Origin of the sequence: Wolbachia endosymbiont (group B) of Eucosma cana (assembly GCF_947250645.1) — a bacterium.
Lineage (GTDB): Bacteria > Pseudomonadota > Alphaproteobacteria > Rickettsiales > Anaplasmataceae > Wolbachia.
In genome coordinates this window covers 471,162-493,635 of record NZ_OX366334.1, presented here as the reverse complement: position 1 = coordinate 493,635, position 22,474 = coordinate 471,162, and the positions used below count along the sequence as shown (strand labels likewise).

Annotated in this window: 19 protein-coding genes and 5 pseudogenes; 10 read left to right on the top strand and 14 right to left on the bottom strand. The window is 32.6% G+C overall.

Annotation, left to right across the window (positions count from 1 at the left end; all coding sequences use genetic code 11):
• Positions 1 to 84: 84 nt before the first annotated feature.
• Positions 85 to 1,199, top strand: a protein-coding gene (locus OOK99_RS02385; protein ID WP_214303219.1) for an IS3-like element ISWpi17 family transposase whose coding sequence is annotated in 2 segments (ribosomal slippage) — positions 85 to 358 and positions 358 to 1,199 — 1,116 coding nt in all. Because the reading frame shifts where the segments join, the coding sequence is not laid out codon by codon here.
• A gap of 155 nt (positions 1,200 to 1,354) precedes the next feature.
• Here the strand turns inward: OOK99_RS02385 and OOK99_RS02380 are convergent.
• Complete coding sequence (locus tag OOK99_RS02380) at positions 1,355 to 2,002, bottom strand: heme exporter protein CcmB (RefSeq protein ID WP_264720063.1); 648 nt, start codon at positions 2,000 to 2,002, stop codon at positions 1,355 to 1,357.
• A 108-nt stretch (positions 2,003 to 2,110) separates the two neighbouring features.
• Here OOK99_RS02380 and OOK99_RS02375 point away from each other — a divergent pair, with 108 nt between their 5' ends.
• Complete coding sequence (locus OOK99_RS02375) at positions 2,111 to 2,494, top strand: TraR/DksA family transcriptional regulator (protein WP_143689614.1); 384 nt, start codon at positions 2,111 to 2,113, stop codon at positions 2,492 to 2,494.
• Here the strand turns inward: OOK99_RS02375 and OOK99_RS02370 are convergent.
• From OOK99_RS02370 to OOK99_RS02340, 7 genes and pseudogenes are all read right to left on the bottom strand, one after another.
• Positions 2,484 to 2,819: pseudogene (locus OOK99_RS02370) on the bottom strand (IS5-like element ISWpi1 family transposase); the annotation flags it as partial. The gene OOK99_RS02375 and the pseudogene OOK99_RS02370 sit on opposite strands and share 11 nt — an antisense overlap.
• Positions 2,820 to 2,923: 104 nt before the next feature.
• Positions 2,924 to 4,099 (bottom strand): ankyrin repeat domain-containing protein, encoded by a 1,176-nt coding sequence (locus OOK99_RS07040; protein ID WP_406719363.1) that lies wholly within the window; start codon positions 4,097 to 4,099, stop codon positions 2,924 to 2,926.
• 332 nt (positions 4,100 to 4,431) lie between these two features.
• The gene (gene ispG, locus OOK99_RS02360; RefSeq protein ID WP_264375566.1) at positions 4,432 to 5,712 is read right to left on the bottom strand and encodes a flavodoxin-dependent (E)-4-hydroxy-3-methylbut-2-enyl-diphosphate synthase; all 1,281 of its coding nucleotides are present in this window, start codon (positions 5,710 to 5,712) and stop codon (positions 4,432 to 4,434) included.
• Positions 5,713 to 5,728: 16 nt separating this feature from the next.
• The gene (locus OOK99_RS02355; RefSeq protein WP_143689617.1) at positions 5,729 to 6,355 is read right to left on the bottom strand and encodes a TRP75-related protein; all 627 of its coding nucleotides are present in this window, start codon (positions 6,353 to 6,355) and stop codon (positions 5,729 to 5,731) included.
• A 173-nt stretch (positions 6,356 to 6,528) separates the two neighbouring features.
• On the bottom strand, positions 6,529 to 7,098 hold the full coding sequence (locus OOK99_RS02350; RefSeq protein ID WP_264720062.1) for a hypothetical protein: 570 nt from the start codon (positions 7,096 to 7,098) through the stop codon (positions 6,529 to 6,531).
• Positions 7,099 to 7,350: 252 nt separating this feature from the next.
• Positions 7,351 to 8,465 (bottom strand): IS3-like element ISWpi17 family transposase gene (locus OOK99_RS02345; RefSeq protein ID WP_214303219.1). Its coding sequence is split into 2 segments (ribosomal slippage): positions 7,351 to 8,192 and positions 8,192 to 8,465, totalling 1,116 coding nucleotides; the frame shifts between segments, so codons are not numbered across the junction.
• Between the two features lie 197 nt (positions 8,466 to 8,662).
• Positions 8,663 to 9,373 (bottom strand): class II aldolase/adducin family protein, encoded by a 711-nt coding sequence (locus tag OOK99_RS02340; protein WP_139686912.1) that lies wholly within the window; start codon positions 9,371 to 9,373, stop codon positions 8,663 to 8,665.
• A gap of 235 nt (positions 9,374 to 9,608) precedes the next feature.
• Between OOK99_RS02340 and OOK99_RS02335 the strand changes: the two are divergent.
• Positions 9,609 to 10,186: pseudogene (locus tag OOK99_RS02335) on the top strand (adenylate kinase family protein).
• Here OOK99_RS02335 and tsaB read toward each other — a convergent pair.
• From tsaB to ubiG, 3 genes are all read right to left on the bottom strand, one after another.
• Entirely contained in the window at positions 10,156 to 10,761 is a 606-nt protein-coding gene (tsaB, locus tag OOK99_RS02330; protein WP_264331069.1) for a tRNA (adenosine(37)-N6)-threonylcarbamoyltransferase complex dimerization subunit type 1 TsaB, read from the bottom strand. The pseudogene OOK99_RS02335 and the gene tsaB overlap by 31 nt on opposite strands.
• Positions 10,761 to 11,891 (bottom strand): dicarboxylate/amino acid:cation symporter, encoded by a 1,131-nt coding sequence (locus tag OOK99_RS02325; protein ID WP_264331070.1) that lies wholly within the window; start codon positions 11,889 to 11,891, stop codon positions 10,761 to 10,763. Before OOK99_RS02325 ends, tsaB begins: the two co-directional genes overlap by 1 nt.
• 107 nt (positions 11,892 to 11,998) lie before the next feature.
• On the bottom strand, positions 11,999 to 13,165 hold the full coding sequence (gene ubiG / locus OOK99_RS02320) for a bifunctional 2-polyprenyl-6-hydroxyphenol methylase/3-demethylubiquinol 3-O-methyltransferase UbiG (protein WP_264720061.1): 1,167 nt from the start codon (positions 13,163 to 13,165) through the stop codon (positions 11,999 to 12,001).
• Positions 13,166 to 13,310: 145 nt separating this feature from the next.
• Between ubiG and dnaG the strand changes: the two genes are divergently transcribed.
• The 7 genes and pseudogenes from dnaG to OOK99_RS02285 all read left to right on the top strand — a co-directional run bounded on the left by dnaG (position 13,311) and on the right by OOK99_RS02285 (position 20,906).
• Positions 13,311 to 15,044: a DNA primase gene (gene dnaG, locus OOK99_RS02315; protein WP_264720059.1), complete on the top strand. Its 1,734-nt coding sequence runs from the start codon at positions 13,311 to 13,313 to the stop codon at positions 15,042 to 15,044.
• A gap of 98 nt (positions 15,045 to 15,142) precedes the next feature.
• On the top strand, positions 15,143 to 16,441 hold the full coding sequence (locus OOK99_RS02310) for a Na+/H+ antiporter NhaC family protein (protein WP_264720058.1): 1,299 nt from the start codon (positions 15,143 to 15,145) through the stop codon (positions 16,439 to 16,441).
• Positions 16,442 to 16,707: 266 nt separating this feature from the next.
• Positions 16,708 to 17,010: pseudogene (locus OOK99_RS07130) on the top strand (DnaJ domain-containing protein); the annotation flags it as partial.
• On the top strand, positions 16,990 to 18,915 hold the full coding sequence (locus OOK99_RS02300) for an ankyrin repeat domain-containing protein (protein WP_264720228.1): 1,926 nt from the start codon (positions 16,990 to 16,992) through the stop codon (positions 18,913 to 18,915). The pseudogene OOK99_RS07130 and the gene OOK99_RS02300, both read left to right, overlap by 21 nt.
• 237 nt (positions 18,916 to 19,152) lie before the next feature.
• Positions 19,153 to 19,500, top strand: coding sequence for a ferredoxin family 2Fe-2S iron-sulfur cluster binding protein (locus OOK99_RS02295; RefSeq protein WP_006013713.1), 348 nt, complete (start codon positions 19,153 to 19,155; stop codon positions 19,498 to 19,500).
• A 7-nt stretch (positions 19,501 to 19,507) separates the two neighbouring features.
• Positions 19,508 to 20,521, top strand: a complete 1,014-nt coding sequence (locus OOK99_RS02290; protein ID WP_264720057.1) for a hypothetical protein — start codon at positions 19,508 to 19,510, stop codon at positions 20,519 to 20,521.
• Positions 20,505 to 20,906: a cytochrome c-type biogenesis protein gene (locus OOK99_RS02285; protein ID WP_264337199.1), complete on the top strand. Its 402-nt coding sequence runs from the start codon at positions 20,505 to 20,507 to the stop codon at positions 20,904 to 20,906. Before OOK99_RS02290 ends, OOK99_RS02285 begins: the two co-directional genes overlap by 17 nt.
• Positions 20,907 to 20,965: 59 nt before the next feature.
• On the opposite strand, the pseudogene OOK99_RS06995 reads toward OOK99_RS02285, so the two are convergent.
• The 3 genes and pseudogenes from OOK99_RS06995 to OOK99_RS02275 form a co-directional block, all read right to left on the bottom strand.
• Positions 20,966 to 21,478: pseudogene (locus OOK99_RS06995) on the bottom strand (PD-(D/E)XK nuclease family protein); the annotation flags it as partial.
• Between the two features lie 525 nt (positions 21,479 to 22,003).
• Positions 22,004 to 22,081 (bottom strand): annotated as a pseudogene (locus tag OOK99_RS06990) (hypothetical protein); the annotation flags it as partial.
• Positions 22,082 to 22,309: 228 nt separating this feature from the next.
• Complete coding sequence (locus OOK99_RS02275; protein ID WP_158619483.1) at positions 22,310 to 22,474, bottom strand: recombinase family protein; 165 nt, start codon at positions 22,472 to 22,474, stop codon at positions 22,310 to 22,312.

Genomic DNA, 22,474 nt, shown 5'->3' with positions numbered 1-22,474 from the left:
TAAGATCAATAGATTATAATGCACCCCATAAACTAGACCAAAAAAAAATGGTTGATCCGAGTAGGAAGGTAAAGGGGTAAAAGTATGGCAACAAAAAAATATGAACCAGAGTTAAAAGCAAAGATAGCTTTGGAAGCAATAAAAAATCAAAAAAGCACAGCTGAGATATGTAGTGAATATAAAATACCATCAACAAATCTATATGATTGGCGTGATAGAGTATTGGCAAGGTTAAAAGACCTATTTGTTGAAGAAAGTGAAAGTGCGAGAAAACAAAGAATCTTAGCGCAAGAAATAGAAAGTTTACATAAAGTAATAGGAGAATTGACAGTGGAAAATAGCTATTTGAAAAAAAAATTACTGAAATAAGCAAAAAAGATAGAGTAAGGTTTATAGAAAAAGATTCTGATCTGTCAATTAGGAAACAGGCTGATTTATTGGGGATTTGCAGATCTAGCCTATATTATAGGCCTATAATTAATAACGAAAGTGAAGTAGCAAATTTGATTCAAGAAGTATATTTGGCTTCTGATTGCCGTTATGGATATCGTAAAATTACTGCTGAAATCATAGCGAGTGGAGTAGTAGTCAATCACAAAAAAATCTTAAGAATTATGAAAAAAATGAAGATTAGTGGGCTGTATTGTAGAAAAAGATGTAATACAAGTATTAAAGAAAAAAAGCATAAAATATATCCTTATTTACTCAAAGATTTGATTATTTGTAGAGTTAATCAGGTATGGGCTACTGATATAACATATATTATGGTAGAAGGTAAGTTTATCTATTTTGTGGCAATAATGGACTTGTATAGTCGCTATATTATTGCTCATTCATTATCACCATATCTCGATGCTGGATTTTGCCTTTATACTCTCAAAGAAGCTCTAAAACAAGGTAAACCTGAGATTTTTAATAGTGATCAGGGGGTGCAGTTTACTAGCTACAACTTTATTATGGAATTAGAGCGTGCTAATATTAAAATCAGTATGGACCATAAAGGACGTTGCTTCGACAATATATTTGTTGAGCGCTTATGGAGAACTTTAAAGCAAGAAGCTATATATTATTATAGACCAAATAGTATCAGAGATTTAAATCTTATAATAAATGATTTTGTTGCTTGGTATAACTATAGAAGGCGACATCAGACTCTACATTATAAAGTTCCTGCTGATCTTTATTATCATAAACAGTAAATGAATATATTGATAAATACTTTAAATGTGTGTCGACGTATTTATCAACATATTCATTTTAAAAATCGGATCACTTTGAAAAAAATGGTCTAGACAAATGGGTGCATTATACACCCTTAACTAAGCAGATACAAGTAAATAACTAGTAAGTTTTTTCAATCCTGCTCCACAGCAAATTTTAATGCTATGTGAGTAGTTATAGTGCTGTTAACAATTAAAATGACAAAAATTAAGATGGTGATTAGTAGTGTATAAATATTCAAGGATAAATTTTCAAATTGAGTTAGCAATTTGAAATATACAAAAGTTGGCATTATCATTGGCAAAACAAGAATTTGCGACACTCCTGATGCTAAGTTATTTCGACCAATCATTAATGCATTTCCAGTAGCTGAAATATTAATGATTATCAGCGTATTAAATAATAAAGACACTCCAACTGCTATTGAATGTTCAATATTATTGCCTAGAATTGCAAAGCTGAACATGAAAGAAATCACTGAAATCGGTAACCCAAATAACAACCAGTGAGCGAAGATTTTATAAGCAACTATCAGCCTAGAAGAGAGTGGCTGTACAAAGATTTGCTCTAATATTCCATCATGATAATCAGATGTAAATAAATTATTTGTAGAGATCTGCAAAACAAATGTAGCACATATCCATATTAATGTTAATATGACTTCTTGTTTACTGTTGTTTTCAAGTGTATATGAAGATAAAATTAACATTATAATAAAAATACATACTATATAAGTAAGATTATTATTATTTATTACTAATTTTTTTACCGAACTAATCATACCAGGATTTTAAATGTTTATTATAAATTATAGTGTTTACTTTGAGGGTAGTATAATTTTTTGTGTTTACAAGTTATATAAGTTTTAATATATTTTATTGATAATGCTATGGAAAAATTAATAAAAATAAAGTTACCGGAAGATTACGTTCCTTCAGAAAATGAAGAATATATGAACGTAAAACAACTGGAATACTTTAGCTTAAAGTTACAATCAATACTCTCTGAACTGGAGAAACAAGATCTAGAAGATAGTAGTATTTATTCTGATAGAGATAGTGAAAATGGAGAATTAATTAAGCGCCGAAAAGATAGAAAAGAAAAAATTAAGGAGGCGTTGGAAAAAATAAAATTAGGCATTTATGGTTACTGCGATGGAACGGGAGAAGAAATAGGAGTCGAAAGACTTAAAGCTAATCCGCTTGCTATGTATTGTATTGAAGAACAAGAGAGAATAGAAAAAGAAAAGAACGTTTATAACATTAATGATTAGAACTTGTCCGGGAATTCAAGCATATTTCTCTCCTTAACATAACTCTACTCATAGCCAGATATATGAAATTTTCAGTGAGTAAATCTTATTCTTTCGATAGTCTTCTATTCCTAAAGCAAAAGTCCTTTCTACAACCCACCTTCTTGGCTGTACTTTAAACCCCTCATTGGTAGTAGCTAAGGCGGTGTGTCTTTGTTGACTTAGAACCTACATGAAGGCCTTTTGACAATCTCAATATCCATACCATATTCTTCCTTTATATGATTTTTTAAATTTTCTCCTTGGTATCCCATCACATTTTTTTAACTATAGTATATTTTTTTCTTACTTTCCTGTATGATACTCTGGAATAGCTTTCTATTCTTGTCCATTCCCTTTGACTTAGGTCTGCTGGGTGCTTTTTTCTCGTCTTTACCCAGTACTAAAACTTTAGATATTATAGCCTCTTTTACTAATCTCTGGACAAGCTCTAGCTTCGGTAAACTCAGTAGAAGGTTCTTTTGCAAAAAATGCAGCATGTACAGCATTTTTAATAAAAAAACATGCAGCAGGTGCAAATATTGCTGTCGGTACATAGCGCACAGGAGAAGCTATACTAAAAAAAGTAGCAGAAGCGACTATTAAGCAACAACAAGTCAGTATCGTTTGATCACGTAGATAACGTCTATCAACTCCACCGTACTCAGCCATCAACCTTTTAACTTTATCATTGTTACCGTATGGCAGAGTAAGCGTTTTAATCAAATTCATTACACCATTATTAGTGAAATATGGAGCACACTCTATAACTCTGGAGCCATTAACCTTCTGATTAGGATCTGCACCATACTTTAGAAGCAACTCTACATATTTTTCGCGTTTATCGTTGTCACAATTGATTGCTTGATATAATGGACCTCGACCATTTTCATCTAACATATTAGGATTAGCACCATATTTCAAAAGTATTTCCATAGTATGATCATCATCACACAAAAACGCTTCAAACAACGGATTTTTACCATTTTCATCTAACATATTAGGATTAGCACCACATTGTAACAATAACTCTACAATTATGCTGTCGTCGAGAACCATATAATAGTATAACGAAGCTTCATTATGTAATAGCTTTATATTAGGATCAGCACCATTTTCTAAAAGAAGTTTCAAAATACTATAATTTCTTGAATCTTTAGCTTGCATTAAAGCAATAGATAATGGAAAGTAAATATAAATAAGTTTTTCATTGATGTAATCACCAAATCTTCCATCTTTACTGCTTTTGAATTTGGAAAAAAGCTTTTCAAGAAACTTTATATCCTGATTATATAGAGCCCTACTTAAGTAAAACCTCAAATCTCCAGGCGAATTAATTTCATTTAAATTTTCGTCAGTTAGATTTGTAACCTCTTCTATGCTTTCCTTAGTAAGAAATTCATATGCAGAACCTAGCTGCTTAAATTTTTCTTCATTTTGTTTCTTCACAACCTCATTTTTACCTGAATGTTTATCAGGATGATATTTCAAGGCTAATTTTCTATACGCTGATTTAATTTCTTGTTCACTGGGCGCATCGCTTGATTCAAAACCTAATATTTTTAAAGCTTCCTTTCTACCTACAATAAATTCCCCACTGAAACATGTTAAATTAAACGTAACCCAAAATTTCAAAAAGTAAAGCTTTTTATGTCAAATTACGTCTATTTCATAACTGTACAAATATTGTAGATCAGGAAACTTCAGTCCTTGATACTGGAATAACATCTCTATACTACTTAGAGTCAATCTCAATATTAAAAAATTTCTCAAATAGAAAAAAGGCAAAAGGAACCCTGTCAGATACTATCTAGTTTTTAAATTGGCGTTCTTTATTGTCTAATTTGACATCCACTCAATAGATACCATTTTTGCATTTAATTTACAGAATGTAGTCTAAGTACAAACTTGTGAAAGGCTTATGTGTAATGCTTCTCCACATAATCACTAATAATTTCCTTAAATTCTTCAAAAATATTATCACCTTGTAAAGTTTTGAAATATTTGCCGTCTTTGTAGACTGCTGAAACAGGTTTTTCTCCGTATCCAGGCAGGCTGATCCCCAGATTTGCATGTTTGCTCTCTCCAGGACCATTTACTATGCATCCCATAACAGCAACGTTCATATACTCTACACCAGGATTCTTTTTCTTCCATACCGGCATATGAGTTTTTATGTAGCCATTTACTTCCTTAGTTAATATACGAAAACGATCGCTACTTGTGCGTCCACAACCAGGACATGAACTCACCTGAGGGTTAAAGTAGCGCAAACCTATAGACTGCAGTATTTCCTGACATACTACCACCTCATTAGTGCGTGATTCACCAGGGCGCTGAGTTAAAGAAGCCCGGATAGTGTCTCCAATACCATTTTGCAATAAATAAGTAAGCCCTGCTGTGGTATTTACTACGCCTTTGTTACCCATACCAGCTTCGGTTAAACCCAAATGCAGCGCATAATTGGAAGATTGTGCAAGTGCCGTATAAACTAAAATTAAATCTTGCACTCTACTGACTTTACATGAAATGATTATTTTCTCTGCATTAAGGCCAATCTTTTCAGCTTTTTTTGCACTACCAAGAGCAGACATTACAAGCGTCTTACGTAATATAACATCAGAAGTTTTTGGATTACTAGACAAGGAGTTTTCATCCATTAATTTTTGTGAAAGGTACTTATCAAGACTACCCCAATTTACTCCAATTCTGACAGGAAGATCATGCGTTATTGCATACTCTATAATTTTTTCAAATTTTTCATCACGTTTATCACCAAAGCCTATATTACCTGGATTTATCCTAATTTTACCCAGAATTTTAATGTTGTCTGGATAATCCTGAATCAGCCTGTAGAGCTCATATTGTCCACAGCCTACTAATATCTTACCATCAAAGCCTTCTTTATTTATTTCCTCTACTATATAAGGTATTGCTTTTGCTACTTCCTCTGAGTTCAAAGCAATTCGCACCAATTCTGAACCTGCATGCGCTAGTTCTATTACTTCTTTTGCATATTTCTGAGCACTGCTTTTTATGTTGTCAGAATCTATATGTGCACCAAGTGCCATGGATTGAACAACTATAGGATTATTTCCACCTATCTTCACTTGTCCAACTTTTACAGTATGAGTTTTATGCCTGGAAACCGGCGATGACTCATATGCATCATCACTCAATGTCAGGTCTCTATCTAGCATATTATTAATCGCGACACTATTTTACTGTGTCAACTACACTGCCAAATGAACTTGAACCATTTAAACTATTTTGTGGTGTTCTATTTAGATCAGTAATAGAATCATGAGAGCACGTTCTTCTTGATGGACTTTCTTTTATAGTAACATTTATAGGGGAAACTTTTTTTTCTCGTGTTGAAGTAACTTTTTTCCCTTTTTGTTGTTCACTTTTATGCTGCTTACTTTCATACTGAGAAACTGGCTCTTGATCTATAAATACAGCACCCTTTAAACGTGCAAGATTAATACCATGCTGATTGATCATAGCATCCTCCCCATCTTCAACTATGCAAGCTCCCACGTTGTTTGGCTCGTTATCAAGGCTAGCAATTTTTTTTTCTTTTAATTTTTTGATTAGATCTTCTTTATTTATAGCTAGATCTTGTAACTTTCTTTTCTTGAGAATCTCCCTACGCTTTTCATATAGTTTATATGAATCAGCAAATTCCTCATCTGCATGAAAATTTGTACCACCAGGATTACCAGGAGGTATGTACCTTTTACTAAGCTTCACTTTAGACTTAGCTTCAACATTATGTACAGTAAAGAAACTAGAAACCAAAAGTATTAATATAAATAAAACTTTAGAAAAGATCTTAAGCATACTATAGTGAATATTGTGCTTTAAAAGATACCAATTAATAAACTTCAAGTAAATCAGAATCTCTACTAACTTTATAATACAAACATCTTTCTAAAAAATTTACTACCAAAACCTGCAAAATCTAAAAGAAGTGGAAGGTGTTACAAATTTTGTAACACCTTTTCAAGAAGAGGTTAGCACTTTTCTAAGCTATTATTTAGTTTTTCAGCACTATCGACACTAAACTTCTCATTTGTTGGTGTATCTTTAGATGAGTCGTTTTTCTTTTCCCTATCAAGCTTAACTCCTTGATAAATACAGAATGCAACGAAACTAGTTACTGCTATTGCAGCAACAGCACTGACTATGGCACAAATTAGTAGTGTTTTTTCTTGATCTGCTACTGTTTCTGTCAAATCTGCAATTTGTCCCGTGTGATCAGATACTGTTTTAGATAGTCCTGGGTTTTCCTCGTCCCCTAGTACGATTTTTCGTACATCTTCAAACTGCTTAGTACCAACCTTGTCTTTTAATGCACTAAAAACTTTTCCAAACTGCTCAACATCTATCTTTTGAGCTTCTTGCCACTCTTTTAATGCACTAAATACCTCTTCAAACTGTTTAGCATCTATCTTTTGAGCTTCTTGCCATTCTTTTAATGCGCTAAATACTTCTTGAAACTTTTTAGCATCAATATTTTGACTTTCCTGCAATGCTGTTACATCCGATTTATCAAAACCGAATACAAATTTGGTTATACCCATTTTTAACCCCCTAGCTAATTAATATATTACTATTGTACGTTTTTAGTAGTTAATTTAGTATTAAACACTATACAACTGGGATCCAATAAGAAATATCTGGTCATGCGCTGGAACTTTTGAATTCCAGTTATGCAAGAGATCTATAATGCACCCATTTGTCTAGACCATTTTTTTCAAAGTGATCCGATTTTTAAAATGAATATGTTGATAAATACGTCGACACACATTTAAAGTATTTATCAATATATTCATTTACTGTTTATGATAATAAAGATCAGCAGGAACTTTATAATGTAGAGTCTGATGTCGCCTTCTATAGTTATACCAAGCAACAAAATCATTTATTATAAGATTTAAATCTCTGATACTATTTGGTCTATAATAATATATAGCTTCTTGCTTTAAAGTTCTCCATAAGCGCTCAACAAATATATTGTCGAAGCAACGTCCTTTATGGTCCATACTGATTTTAATATTAGCACGCTCTAATTCCATAATAAAGTTGTAGCTAGTAAACTGCACCCCCTGATCACTATTAAAAATCTCAGGTTTACCTTGTTTTAGAGCTTCTTTGAGAGTATAAAGGCAAAATCCAGCATCGAGATATGGTGATAATGAATGAGCAATAATATAGCGACTATACAAGTCCATTATTGCCACAAAATAGATAAACTTACCTTCTACCATAATATATGTTATATCAGTAGCCCATACCTGATTAACTCTACAAATAATCAAATCTTTGAGTAAATAAGGATATATTTTATGCTTTTTTTCTTTAATACTTGTATTACATCTTTTTCTACAATACAGCCCACTAATCTTCATTTTTTTCATAATTCTTAAGATTTTTTTGTGATTGACTACTACTCCACTCGCTATGATTTCAGCAGTAATTTTACGATATCCATAACGGCAATCAGAAGCCAAATATACTTCTTGAATCAAATTTGCTACTTCACTTTCGTTATTAATTATAGGCCTATAATATAGGCTAGATCTGCAAATCCCCAATAAATCAGCCTGTTTCCTAATTGACAGATCAGAATCTTTTTCTATAAACCTTACTCTATCTTTTTTGCTTATTTCAGTAATTTTTTTTTCAAATAGCTATTTTCCACTGTCAATTCTCCTATTACTTTATGTAAACTTTCTATTTCTTGCGCTAAGATTCTTTGTTTTCTCGCACTTTCACTTTCTTCAACAAATAGGTCTTTTAACCTTGCCAATACTCTATCACGCCAATCATATAGATTTGTTGATGGTATTTTATATTCACTACATATCTCAGCTGTGCTTTTTTGATTTTTTATTGCTTCCAAAGCTATCTTTGCTTTTAACTCTGGTTCATATTTTTTTGTTGCCATACTTTTACCCCTTTACCTTCCTACTCGGATCAACCATTTTTTTTTGGTCTAGTTTATGGGGTGCATTATAGTGTTAACTTAAGTAGAGATGGAGACATTAGACTTCTTACATGAATTACAGCGTATGAAACCATTATTGGATTTCAGACTGGCTGGTTATGCAAGAAATCTAATATCTATCGAAGAGTCAGAAACTTTTATAACTTACCTTTAATCAACCTAACCCATGCGTGCCAGTCTCTCTCACCAAGATTGCTTTCGAAAGACAGAAGATCCTTTACGGCTTTTGAGCAAATTTCTTCACTTGGAATTGACAACTCCCTATTCATTGCTAGCGTCAGGCATTGAGTTTTACAAGCTTGCTCTAAGTGATACGTATAAAACATTGCTTCTTGTATAGTCTGACCACATGTTATAGATCCATGATTGCGCATTAACATTACAAAATTTTCTTTCAAATCAGCTATTAATCTTTTTCCTTCTGTATCATCAAGTGCCAGGGAATTATAATCATGGTAAGATACCTTATTATAAAAGTGCAGCGCCCACTGACTTATTGGGAGTAATCCATCCTTGAGAGAAGAAACTGCTACAATAGAAGGTGTATGTAGATGAAAAATTGCTTGAATATCTTTCCTTGCTTGATAAATGAAGCCATGGATTACATAGCCAGTTTTATTATATTGATATTCTTTGCCTTCAATTATATTCCCATCAAACGATACTTTCATCAATGAACTTTCATCTACTTCATAAAAACGTATACCAAACGGATAAACATAAAATGACTTTTTATCTTCAGAACGTACAGAGAGATGAGTATACGTATGATCATCTAATTTAAGATAAGATAAAATTTGATAGGCGTTAACTAGGTCTCTTTTCAACTCACTATTTGTTAATAACATAGCTCTTGACTAAAATTTTCTAAAGATTTATACGTGAAAAAAAGTTTATTACAAACTAAAAGGTGAACCTACATTAAAATACTAAGCACTTTTATTTGCCTTAGGTGATTAGAGGTTACATTTCTAGATTAAATAGTATTTTAACTATAAAAACGACTTTTTATGTAATATTTCATATGTTTTAAAGCCTCGTTTTTATGTTATTATAAGTGTAGGTTTTAATATTAAAAATAATATGGTAAATATTGACATAAAAAAACAGCTAACAAAATTTTTCATATATATCACTGGTCTTCCAGGAAGTGGTAAACTTTCTACAGCAATAGTATTATCTAGTATGATAAATGCAGTAATTGTAAGTGGACTTGAATATAATCAAACTTCCAAAGAAGCTCGAGATAGAATATATAACACTACACATGTTATGTTTCAGGCAATAGAAGCCTATCCTATTGACTCAAAAAATTATATATTTGTTGATGAATTAATTAAAAATAATGATTACAACATAAGAATATATAACTCAGTAGTAGAACTTAGTAAAAAAATGAGCACAAACCTATAGTACTTAGGTGCAATCCATTGATATTACAAGAGCGTACTATATCAAAAAAGCAAAGAAAAAATAGGAAGGTTACTAATATAAATAGTATTAAATTTAGGGAGGAAGATTTATTTGTACCACAAAATGCTATAGAGGTAGAAAATTCAAATATGAGTATAAAAGAAGTAGCAGAAGAAATAGTAAGTCAGATGTACAAACTTGGCCGAATTAATAGTGTTTACGCAATAGGCAACGATTTCATATACTGAGGCTCATTTAAATATAGAGCCTCAACTCCATTTAATTTTTGTTTATTTTTTAGTCTATAACGGACTAATAGCCCTGCATGGCTAGCATCCAACTTTGGTAAACTGCAATCCATATATGTAATGCAGTGCGTTTCAGGCTGGAGTTCACTTACTACAGCAGGATTTGATAGCGGTAACAAATTGAAATCAAATAACTGCGTATAAAACTTTTGATCATCTTCGATTATAGCTTTAATATTTTTTTTGCTATTTGCACAAAGTAGCGATATTGCATATGCTTGAGCTTCCAGCGCACTAACCCCATATAACGGCTTATTTGTAGCAAGATTTATACCTTGTGCAGTTGATATACCAACTCTGATTCCAGTAAAACTTCCTGGTCCAACTATCACTGCTAAATGGTCTATTTTATCGTAGCTGTAATTATGCTTACCAAACAAAGTATTCAGTATTTGAAAAAATGATTCTGCATGACTATTGTTTGCAGAATTGCGTTCTACAAAACAATTACCATCGTAATCAATTACTGCTATTGAACTACCAGCACCTACAGTATTAATTGCTAGAATGGACATCACTTAAGCTTATCATAGAGCTTTGTAAACATCATAGTGAACGCACCGTTACCCATAACATTTGCTGAAGTTATTATTGGGTCAAACACTATATACAATGCTGTAATTAATGAAAGCATCTCTGGGGAGAATTTAAGATACTTCTCAAGAACGGGCAACATTACCATAATCCCTCCCGCTGGAACTGCAACAATAGCAAATTTAAATAACAGAAAGTAGAGAAGGAAAGTCACATAGTCTGTTGCAGACAATGCACCACCAAAAGTCATTATCATTGATAGTATTATAATAAAAAAGCAATCACCTACTAAATGAAAGCTAGCGGTTATTGGCACAACAGACGATGCTATATCATGCTGCTTTACATTTTTTTTGCTTCCTTCAAGAGTAAGCGGCATAGCTATATTACTAGACATTGTGCTCATTGCAGTAATAAATGCTGGTATCATATTACCTATACTAGCTATCCAGCTTGTGATCTTGAACGAATTTGCTGCTCCATATAAGAGAAAAACATAAAGGTAGGTTGCAGATGATATAATAATAAAAATTATTGAGTAATCCTTAAATATTATGGGTAAAACCTGATCATGTTCCATTTTTAAAGCAAGACCAAGTACAAACATTGGAATAATTGGCGTCAAAAATGTCTTCAAAATAAAGAGAGTTAAATCTAACATTTTGTTCGAGAGCTCTTTGCTTTTTTTTGGTAATATTGTGGACACTAATATGCTTAACACAAATCCACAAGCAAGGGCATAAAAATTAGAAAGCAATGCAGGTATCCTAAATGACCATAAAGGAACAATTGTTTCTTCATATGTTATATCTTGTATTGAATAAGTGTTTTGTGTGATGAAATGCCCAACAGAATAAGCTATTAAACTTGAAGCTAGATTCGACAAGAAAATCGTTATAATAAGTAACAATATAAACTTTATAGCCGACTGCTTAAGATTGTTAACACTACTAAAGATTAATGCAAAAACAATAAAAGGCATTATAAATAGTAAGATCTCTTTTATACTAAGGCTTATTGAATACAAGAAGGTTTTCACTTCCATTGGAACTAGATGACCAAAGAATACAACCGAAGTGATAACAGCAAGTAAGGTTAGTAATTGTAACATATTCTAATATAGCGATACCCTATGGAAATACATATGATAAATTAGCTGCTAAGTAAAGTAAAACTGCCTAGAATATTTGCATTACCTTCTAGTACTTGAATGAGATTTCAAATTACAACGTTTCCACAAAGTATATAATTAACATCCACACCTTTGGTCAAGTTCCATTCACGCTTTATTACATTATATTCCATACCAGTCATATCTTGTAGTGTTACATTGTTCTCTCTTAGATGATTTGCAATTTCTGATGGCTTGAGAAATTTATTCCAATTATGTGTGCCTTTTGGCAGCCAGTTTAATATGTACTCTGCGCCGACTATTGCAAGACAGAAGGATTTAATAGTTCTATTTATCGTCGATATAAAAATTAGCCCTTCTGGCTTCAACAGCTCTATTGCTTTTTTCATGAAAAACTCTAAATTATCGACATGTTCAACCACTTCCATCAACAAAACCACGTCATACTTCTTGTCATTGCTTAGCTCTTCAATGCTAGTGTGTGTGTATTCTATATTTAACCCTACTTTCTTCGCATGCGACTGTGCCACTTTTATGTTTTCCTCACATACATCTATTCCTGCAACGCTAATACCAATACGCGCCATTGACTCTGACAAAATGCCACCACCACAACCAACATCGAGCAATGATAGTTCTTTTAAATCGCATTTTTTTAATTCTTTTATTTTCTCAACGATGTATGATACTCTCACAGGATTCATCATGTGCAATGGCTTGAACTTGCCATTCTCATCCCACCATTCACCTGCTATTTTAGCGAATTTTGATATTTCATCTTCATTATAAGTTTTTGTGGTTTTTTTCTTGCTAATATTGCTAAGTTTATCAAGGCGTTCTTTATGTCTACTTTCTTTTGAAAATTCTGTTTCGAGGAATTGTTTGACTATGTCTTTTGCTAATCCACTCGCAGTAAACCCTGCACCAAGACAAAGTATATTCGCGTTGCCATGCTCGCGAGCTAATTTTGCGATCTCAACACTATTACATAAAGCAGCGTAGATTCCTTCAAAACGATTTGCCACAGTACTCATGCCCAAACCTGTACCGCAAATTAATATTCCATAATTTGCTTTTTTGTTTGTTATATCTTCTACAACTTCAGCAGCATAGTCAGGGTAGTCTACACTCTTTTGTTCAGCAGTGCAGCCACGGTCTATCACTGTATAATCTAAAGTTTCCAAGTAAGTCTTTATTTCTGATTTTAGTTCATAACCTGCGTGGTCTGAAGCAACTGATATCACATCTGACATATAAGAAATTGCAACTTAAGGGTATTTATATGGGTAATTTATTTTGAGCTTTTTGTCAAGCTCTCCTGATCTTTCTGAATAAATTTCGAGTCAGATATGCATAAATTCTATATAATTTTTATCCTACCACTACTCATTCGGTAAAATGGATCATATAGATATTATAAAGTCAAAATTATTGTTGTCCGACATAGTAGGAAAAAAAGTTAGGTTAATAAAAAGAGGAGATAGTTTTGTTGGACTCTGCCCATTTCATAACGAAAAAACTCCATCTTTTTCGGTCAGCAATGTTAAGGGCTTATATTACTGTTTCGGTTGCTCAGCTCATGGTGATGCGTTTGAATTTATTTCACAAACTGAGGGCTTAAGTTTTAAGGAAGCGTTGGAAAAATTGGCATCTGTTGCAGGTGTTGAGTTACCCAAAAACCTCAGCTTTGCTAAAGAAAATGACAAACTGTTTTCAGCACTGAATTTAGCTGCAAGTTGGTTCGCGCAGAAAAATCGAGGTGTTATGGCTTATTTAAGGCAGCGCAAGATCTCACTCAAAATCATAGATAAATTTAAGATAGGTTATGCACCAAGTTCTGGCTTGAAGGAATATTTGAACTCCTCTGGTATTAAAGACGAGATTTTGATCGATGTTGGGTTAATAAATAAGAATTTTCGTGATTATTTCTATGATCGGCTGATATTTCCTATACACAACATCACGGGCAAAGTTATTGGTTTTGGCGGACGTGCGCTGAACTCTGAGCAACAGCCGAAGTATCTAAACAGCCCAGAGAGTCAGCTCTTTAAGAAAAGAGAAAATTTATATGGATTAAACTTTGCTTTGAGTGAAATACGCAAAAAACAGCATCTATTTGTTGTTGAAGGATATATGGATGTAATAGCACTACATCAAGCGGGAATTAGCAATACAGTTGCTCCGCTTGGTACCGCAATTTCTGCAGAGCAGATAAAAAATCTTTGGAAACTTGCTAAAGAAATTTCTATCTGTATGGATGGCGATAGTCCTGGATGTCATGCTGCTATTCGAATTGCAGAACTTGTTCTGCCGATACTGGAGCCTGGATACACATTGAAGTTCGTGACTTTGCCAAGCAACAAGGACCCATACGATATATGCAATGAACTAGAATATAAGACGGAAGATGTACTATCCGCTTTTAACCGCTCAACAGAACTGCACTCTGAATATTTATGGCATCACATGATTGGTAGCAATTTGCAAAATTATGAAAAATTTGCTCCGGAAAAATATTCAATTCTTGAGCACAAGTTCATGAAATATGTCAATGCTATCGGTAACAGCAGTATTAGAAGGTATTATAGAGATTATTTTTACAATAAGGTCAGTGAATTAAGAAGAAACTTTAAAAAGCTGATTTTTAATAGCAAAGCAACAAAAGGTGAGTATCTTTACAATAAATCTCCAGAGCTAATTGAAGCAGAGCAAAATCAGGCCATAATTTTGCGTATAGCCGTAGAATTTCCTGAAATTTTGAACCGTCCTATATTTTTTGAGCAATTTTCTCATTTCGAATTTACTAATGAGATGAAAAAATTACAACAGTGCGTAATTAATATGGTAACTAGTGAGAGCAACTTTAATAAAGAAATTCTGCTACAGGAGTCTAGTGTTATAAAGTTTATATTTGAAAAAACTAGCGTACTAAATAGTCAATTAAGTGAGAAGAGATCGGCAGAAACTGTCTGGAATAACATAGTATTACGGAAAGAATTAAATATATTACAAGAAGAAAAAATTAAAGCAAGGCTGGGCGGTAATTTTGACTTAGAGGAAAGGCTAATAGAACAAATAAAGCAAATAGAGGATAGTATACAAGAAATGCAAATGGAATTTATTCAAAAGTAGATGGCTTAAGATGTTCAAAATTATTAGAAAAACACTGTATTAGTATTTGCTTAAAATAGCTTATTCTAGTATATTTCTGGTTTGTTCAACTACGATAAGTGTTTTCATTTCTTCCTCTTATTATCTTTCTAGCCTTATACCTTGGAAGTGGTATTTATTTTTCTTTTATCGGACTTGGTAATCCTCTTCATCAAATTTCACCGTTAGTTTGCTTATTACCAGCATTATTTTTTGCTATTCTATTCAATAAAAACAAAATTCAGCATAGCGTTGATACTCTTATAAAAGGTATGGGGAATAAAACTACTCTTACCGTGTGTTTGATTTTTCTCCTTGCTGGGGCATTTTCTACTGTTACTCAATCGCTTGGTAGTATAAATGTTATTGCTAGCTTAACTATTTGCTTTCTTCCAGCACAATTATTACTTCCTGGAATGTTTTTAATTTCTGCGTTTATTGCAAGTGCAATAGGCACATCAATCGGAGTTATTGCACTTATAACACCAATAGCTGTGAATCTAGCACAAAATGGAGCTTTTGATTGTGCGGTGGGCGTTGGAGCTGTGATAGGTGGGTCTATGTTTGGCAGCAACCTTTCAATGATATCTGACACTACTATTGCTGCTACTTCTTCACAAGGAGCTTCAGTAAAGGATAAAATAAAACTCACTTTCAAGACAGGATCTGTTACAGGTCTTATAATACTTATTTATCTAGTAATAATTTCAAATAGTACAGAAGTTGTTTCTATCTCAAGTCTGAATTATTTATCCATAGTCAAAATTATCCCTTATATATCTTTAATAATTATGGGTTTATTTGAAATAAACACACTGGTAACATTAGCTGTTAATATGGTTGTTGCTGGAATATTAGGAATAGCTTTTTTTGATTATTCTATTATTGATTATTCTCATGATATATGTAGGGGTTTTAATAAGATGAATGAGGTAATGATATTTATTCTTTTCAGTAGTGGATTAAGCCACTTAATGTACGAATATAGTCAGAAAAAGATAGATAAATTCACCGATGAGGTGAATCTCACAAGAAGTCAAGCTGAACTTATGATTGCAGGAATATCATCTATGTTTACTATTTTAGTTTCCAGCAATGTTGTTGCTATTTTATTAACTAGTAATATTGCGAAAAGACTTGCACAAAGATATAACATTGCACCACACCGTAGTGCGTACTTATTAGAGATATTTACTTCTATCACAAAAAGTATCTTACCTTATGGTTCTCACGTATTACTAGCAAGCAGCATTGCCTCTCTGTCACCTATCATCGTACTAACAAAAGTATATTATTGTTTTGTTTTTGCAGCAGTTGCAATAAGTGAAATAGTGATTAATGGCAGACGTCATGCGGTTGTAGCTCCTCAATTACCATAAACAACTCTTCTGTAGCTTTGTGGAAATTATGCTAACTGATTATGCTGTAAAGTTGAGCAATATTAATATATAAATTAATCTGTTGTTGGAATAATTCTAAACCTTCATTTTCACAACTCATTTTTCTACAAATTTTCACTCAATTTGTTAATAAATTGACAATTATTACAATATTTGCTAAAATGTTTATATGTCAGTACCGTGCTTTCATAAAGATGTGGTATTAGTGGTATAATCAAAAATGTATAAAAATAGTGGAGAAACAAGTGCCTGATTATTATGAAATATTAGGAGTAAAAAGAGATGCTACTCACGATGAGATAAAAAAAGCATATCACAAATTGGCACTTAAGCTTCATCCAGATAAATTATTGCATAAGGAAGCGCAAGAGTTAGATAGGTTAGAGAAAAAAAAGAAGGACGGAGAGCTACTATCACAGTCGGAAGAAGGTCAAATGGCTGAGCTTAAAGAGAAATTGGGAAAATTCAAGCAAATATCAGTAGCATACAACGTGTTATCTGATAAAGCAAGCAGAAACCAGTACGATATGGGAGAGGATTTTAGTCAACAAACTTATGAGAGGAAGTCTCCATGGGAAGAAGAATTTAGAGAGATTCTTAAAAAATTTTATGAGCTAGAAAAAAGGCAACTTGAACTTATTGCAAGAATCAAACAACATAACACTTTTTTAGAAATATTTAATGTATATAATCATAAATATATCAAGTTAGAGAAAGAGAGAAATGAGAAGGTTAAACAGCAAATAAATGGAATAAACAAAATTGAAGAAATTAATGAATTAGATATAAGATATTATTCCACTTGTGTAGATTTGTGCTACAAGATCCATTCAGGTGCATTTGAAGAGTGTTCTTCTATAGTAAGGGAAGTTACAATCGCTCCTGATGACATTATATCTTTAGTGCAAATTGCTATTGCATACGATCATGTGGAAATTTTTAAGCTCTTTGAAGAAAGGACAAAAATATCATCAAACGCCATCTTAAGATATGCTTCCGAATGCAAATCTGAAAAGTTTTTTGATTATTTTTTAAGTAGATACTTAGATAAACTAGATGTCAACTATAAAGATGAAGAAGAAAATACAGCTTTACATCATGCATTAGAATGGTTTGTTTGGGATGAATCGAAGAAATACCAAGGTTTTGTCGAGTCACTTCTTAGTAAAGGTGCAAAGCTTAATACTAAAAATCACGAAGATAAAACTCCATTTGATCTCTTGGTTAATTATGCTAAACAATTTTCTTCTAAGGAAGAAGCAATAGAAAGATTGAATAATGTTTTGGTGGTGCTCGGTTGTTGTAAAGCCGATGAACTGAAAAAACTAGAAGGTACTCCTGCGTTAAATAAACTGGTAGAACTTGCTGCCAAGTATCGTTTCGAAGGAATTTTCGACCTCTTGGCCAAAAATAACATACAGATTTCAAATTTAAGTGATGAAGACGGTAACACAGCTTTACATTATGCCTTAAAAGAGGTTAGTTATAACCATTATGAATATGAAAGTTTTGCTAGATTCCTTCTAAGTAAAGGTGCAAGGCTTGATGTTAAAAATAAAGAAGGTGAAACTCCATTTGATCTCTTGGTTGGCTATGTCAGAAAGTATTTTAGGGATTGGCTTTATAGTAAGAGGAATGATGATAATGGAATTTTTAATTCTCTCTTTGATTCTTTGTATAATCCACTGCAAAGGTTAGATTTAGTTGTGAGGTTACTTGGTAGAGATAAAGTTATACCGGAAGGTTTAAATGGTACTCCTGCGTTGAATAGATTAGTAGATACTATTGTTGAATGTAACCATAAAGAAGCCCTAGCTCTCCTAGTTGAAAATAACATAAAAATTTCAAGTATTACTTTAAAAAATATCGTGACAAGCGATTGCAATGAAGAGATTTTTGATTGCTTTTTACATAAAAATAAAATTGACTATCAAGATGAAAGTGGGGATACAGCTCTACATCATGCTTTAAGAAAGTTGCACTCCGATAAGTCAATGCTTTGCAAAGTTGAATCACTTGTGAGTGCAGGTGCGAGATTTTATGTTAAAAATGACCAAGGTGAAACTCCGTTTGATCTCTTGGTTGAATATGTTGAGAAGGGGTTTTATGGTCAAGCGTCAAGGTTAAGTTATGCTTGGAAGTTGCTTAACAAATGTGAAAATATAAGAGAGTTAAAATATAAAGATGGTACTCCTGCATTAGATAAACTAAATGAGCTTCGTATTAAGTGTAGTAATACTTCTATCATAGTTGCTTCTATGTTAGCAGTAGTAGGAGTTGCTTTAGGAGTAGCTATTGCAGTCTACTCAGGAATGTTAGCGGTAGGGATAGGAATTGGAGTTTGTTGTCTTGTTGTTGCTGCAATCACATATCATTATAGTAGTCCCGCAAATTTACTTAAAGATAGCAATGCTGAAGTTGCAATTAATCAAATGGCATTAGTAAAATTATAACTTAAGATCAGAAGAAATGGCAGATCAAGTTTAATAATGTTAATTCAGTAATATATTTAGTAAAATCTAAAACTAAGAAAATTCTATACTTGCAACTCTGTGAGATGCTGGTGGTATCTATCTTACTTTCTTGATAGGAATATAGATGACAAGAGATAGGCGATAGAATTGCAAAGAGTTTGCAAATATTAGTTATTATTTGTAGAATATAGAGAAATTAGTAGAGATTTTAATAGTATGCCATCCGTTACTTTTATTTTACCTGATGGAAGTAAGAAAAGTTATGAAGCTGCAGAGGGAGAAACTCTTCTTAATTTAGCCCATAGAAGTGATCCAGATCTGCTTGAAGGTGCATGTGAAGGTTCTCTTGCTTGTTCTACATGCCATGTGATTGTTGATCCAAAATTTTATGATGTTGTAGAAACACATAATCCTATATCTGATGAGGAAAATGACATGCTGGATCTAGCTTTCGGTTTAACAGAGACATCGAGGCTTGGATGCCAAATAAAAATCACAAAAGATATTGACGGTTTGTGCGTAACCGTGCCCAGAGGTACAAGAAATATATCATTAGATAAATAAGAGGATAATGCGTAAAATTTTTATCTATATTCTCATCTTCTTACCTTTGTTTATTCCTCTAGCGTATAGTGGTTTTTGGTATTTTTCTGCATTTAAGGTAAAAAGTCTTTTAACTGATTACATTAATGACGAAAAAGTTGATATTTCACATGATTTTAGCGGATTTCCTTTCAACCTAGTTTTTCGTGTAACGAATCCAAAATTTTCTAATGAGCAATTAACTGTTTCATCTGAAGCTTTAGTGATAAAAAACAGATTATTTGATAAGTCAGTATATATCTATATACCAAGCAATGAAGTCAACATTGCTGTCCGTAGTGATGAGAAAAAGAATATAAAGTGTCACACACACGTGAGTAGCCACTCTGTTGTTAAACTAAATGATTTACTATCTTCATTAAAATTCAACAGAAATAGCACTGTAATAGACTATATAGATACATTTCGTTACGAAGATTATGGATTAAAATGTGATATTTTAGAAAATCAGCAAAGTGTTATAACTGAAGTGAATGATAAAAGTAATTACATTCAATTTCACTTTGATAAAGAACTGAATGAAAATACTAAACTAGAATTTGATTTTTATACTTACCGTTATAAAAATACTGCAAGTCCTGAAAATTACCTTAGTGTCGACGCTAAATTAGATTATGAATTTGTAAACCATATTTCAGCTTCTAAGATTAATTTCAACATAGAAAAATTTTTGATTGAGAGTAATAACTTTTCTATTGCTGCGAATGGTGGAGTAAGTAATTACAATTTAGTTACATCTTCATTTGAAGATAAAATTAATGTAGCCATATCAAATTATAAAGAATTAATTTCGTTTGTGACTAATGATTCAAAGACTGCAGATAAATTGGAAAAATCAATATCTTCCTTATCAGAAAAAATCACTAATAACGACATTCAATTTTCAATAAAGTACGACAATAATGTAGGTTCAGGCTTTATTGGAAAATTATCCACTACTGATTTTATCACTCAATTCACCAAAAATGAGAATAGTAATTAGCTTACTTTTTACATTGATATTTCATTTAAGCATAAATGCTTTTACTTTGGATGATAAACTAAGAGATGAAAGCATGGAAGAGCGAGCAAGTAACTTATTTACAGTAATAAAGTGTCCTGTATGCTCTGGTGAATTATTATCCGAATCTGAGTCTCAAGTTGCATATGGTATGCGCAAGGAAATTCGCAAGAAGATCAGTGATGGATATACTAACGAGCAAATAATTTCAGAGTTAAAAAATTCTTATGGAGATTCAATTATCATTGTACCACCTGTAAAATCTAGTACCTACATTTTATGGTTTATTCCTCTTATAATTTTTCTTATTGGATGTTTTCTAATACGAAAATCAGTTCAGAAAATAGATAAGGTAGTAAAAAGATAACTATAGAGTAAAAGTGAGTTTATAACAAATGCAAGTAGCTACTATACGAACATTTGAGTTTAGATCAAAGATTGTAAGGTTAAATCTTCCATCCAAATAACCACGCACTCTACTTGCTTATCTGGGTAGACTTCTTGCACTAAGGTTTTATAGATCAACATTTGCTTTTTTATTTCATTTGATGAGGAAATAGAAACGTTATGGTGTGATTTATAGTCAATTATGATTGCTTTGTCTTCTGTTATGCACAGTCTGTCTAGCCGCACTAATACTGGTTTTCCGTCAATTGTTCCACTAAGTGGAATTTCTGATTTGCCCTCCAAGTCGAACAGGTAATCATATTTTTCATTAAAGGTTAATATTTTGCTGTAAATTTCATCCTTATCTTCACTAGTGTTTATGCTATCAAGATATTTCCTAACCCAATTTTTTCTCCTGTCTTTCTCTATTTTGGGCATATATTGCAATATACTGTGAATTATTAAGCCTCTTGCATAGCTGTCTGTTGTCCCAATGCTCCTTTTTGTCATTCTAGCACTCTCATCTGTCATTCCAGTACTTGACACTGGACTCCCGATACAATGTTGAACACTTTTTTTTTGCCTTTCGAGAGCGAGTTCTTTCAGCCGAAACACTACATGCACGTTATCATCATCAACTTCAATGCGTTGAACTAATTTTCTTATTATATCAAGTTTAGTTTCCCAATCCGCCTGATTAAGTTCCAACTCAACCTCAGAGGAAAAACTTTCTACACTACTTGTGATAAAATCTAATTCCCTCTGTAGCCTCTTTTCATCGACCATTTCTTCCCTTTGATCTCTAATTCCTTTTAACTCCTTTGCCATGCTCTCAACTTCTAAGTCATATTTTTCCTTCGTTATATGACCTCTTGCATATACATAAGCTAATCTTTCTATACCTTGTTCTATTTTATTTGCACGCTTTTCAAGTTCATCCTTTGCCTCTGTACTTTCATGTTTCACGAGTCTGAGCTGATATTCCTTAGTCATTGCTTCTGGTTCTTTGAGTACCATCTTTACTTCTTCCCATACTGCTTCTTCTAGTATATCAACTTGTATTGATTTGCTGTTACACACTCTATTCCCACCAAAACGATTTGCATCCGTTCCAGGGCATCGATAGTAACTTCTTCCTCCTTTAACATTACTCATTCCATAATAAATGTATTTACAACACTGACACACCATTAGCCCTTGTAATAGGTACCTTCTCCCACTTCGTTGCATTCTTGCTCTTTTTCTATTTTCAGATAGTTGCTCTTGTACTATATCAAATTTCAACTATATTTGGTATTTCTATATGAATCCAATTCTTTTTCTCAGTTTGATAAATGGAATAACTTTTTTTCCTCACTTTCCATATTGCTCTCACTTCTTTTTTTATTGATTCGTTTTACCAAATGCTGCTTGTCCTTTGTATGCTGGATTCCTCAACATTCTACACACTGTACCTGAATGCCAATTTCTTCTGCCCTTTGGAGCAGTAATATGCCTTCTTGTAGTTTCTTTTAAGCTCTGACCTATCCACTCAAACAGTTTACGCAC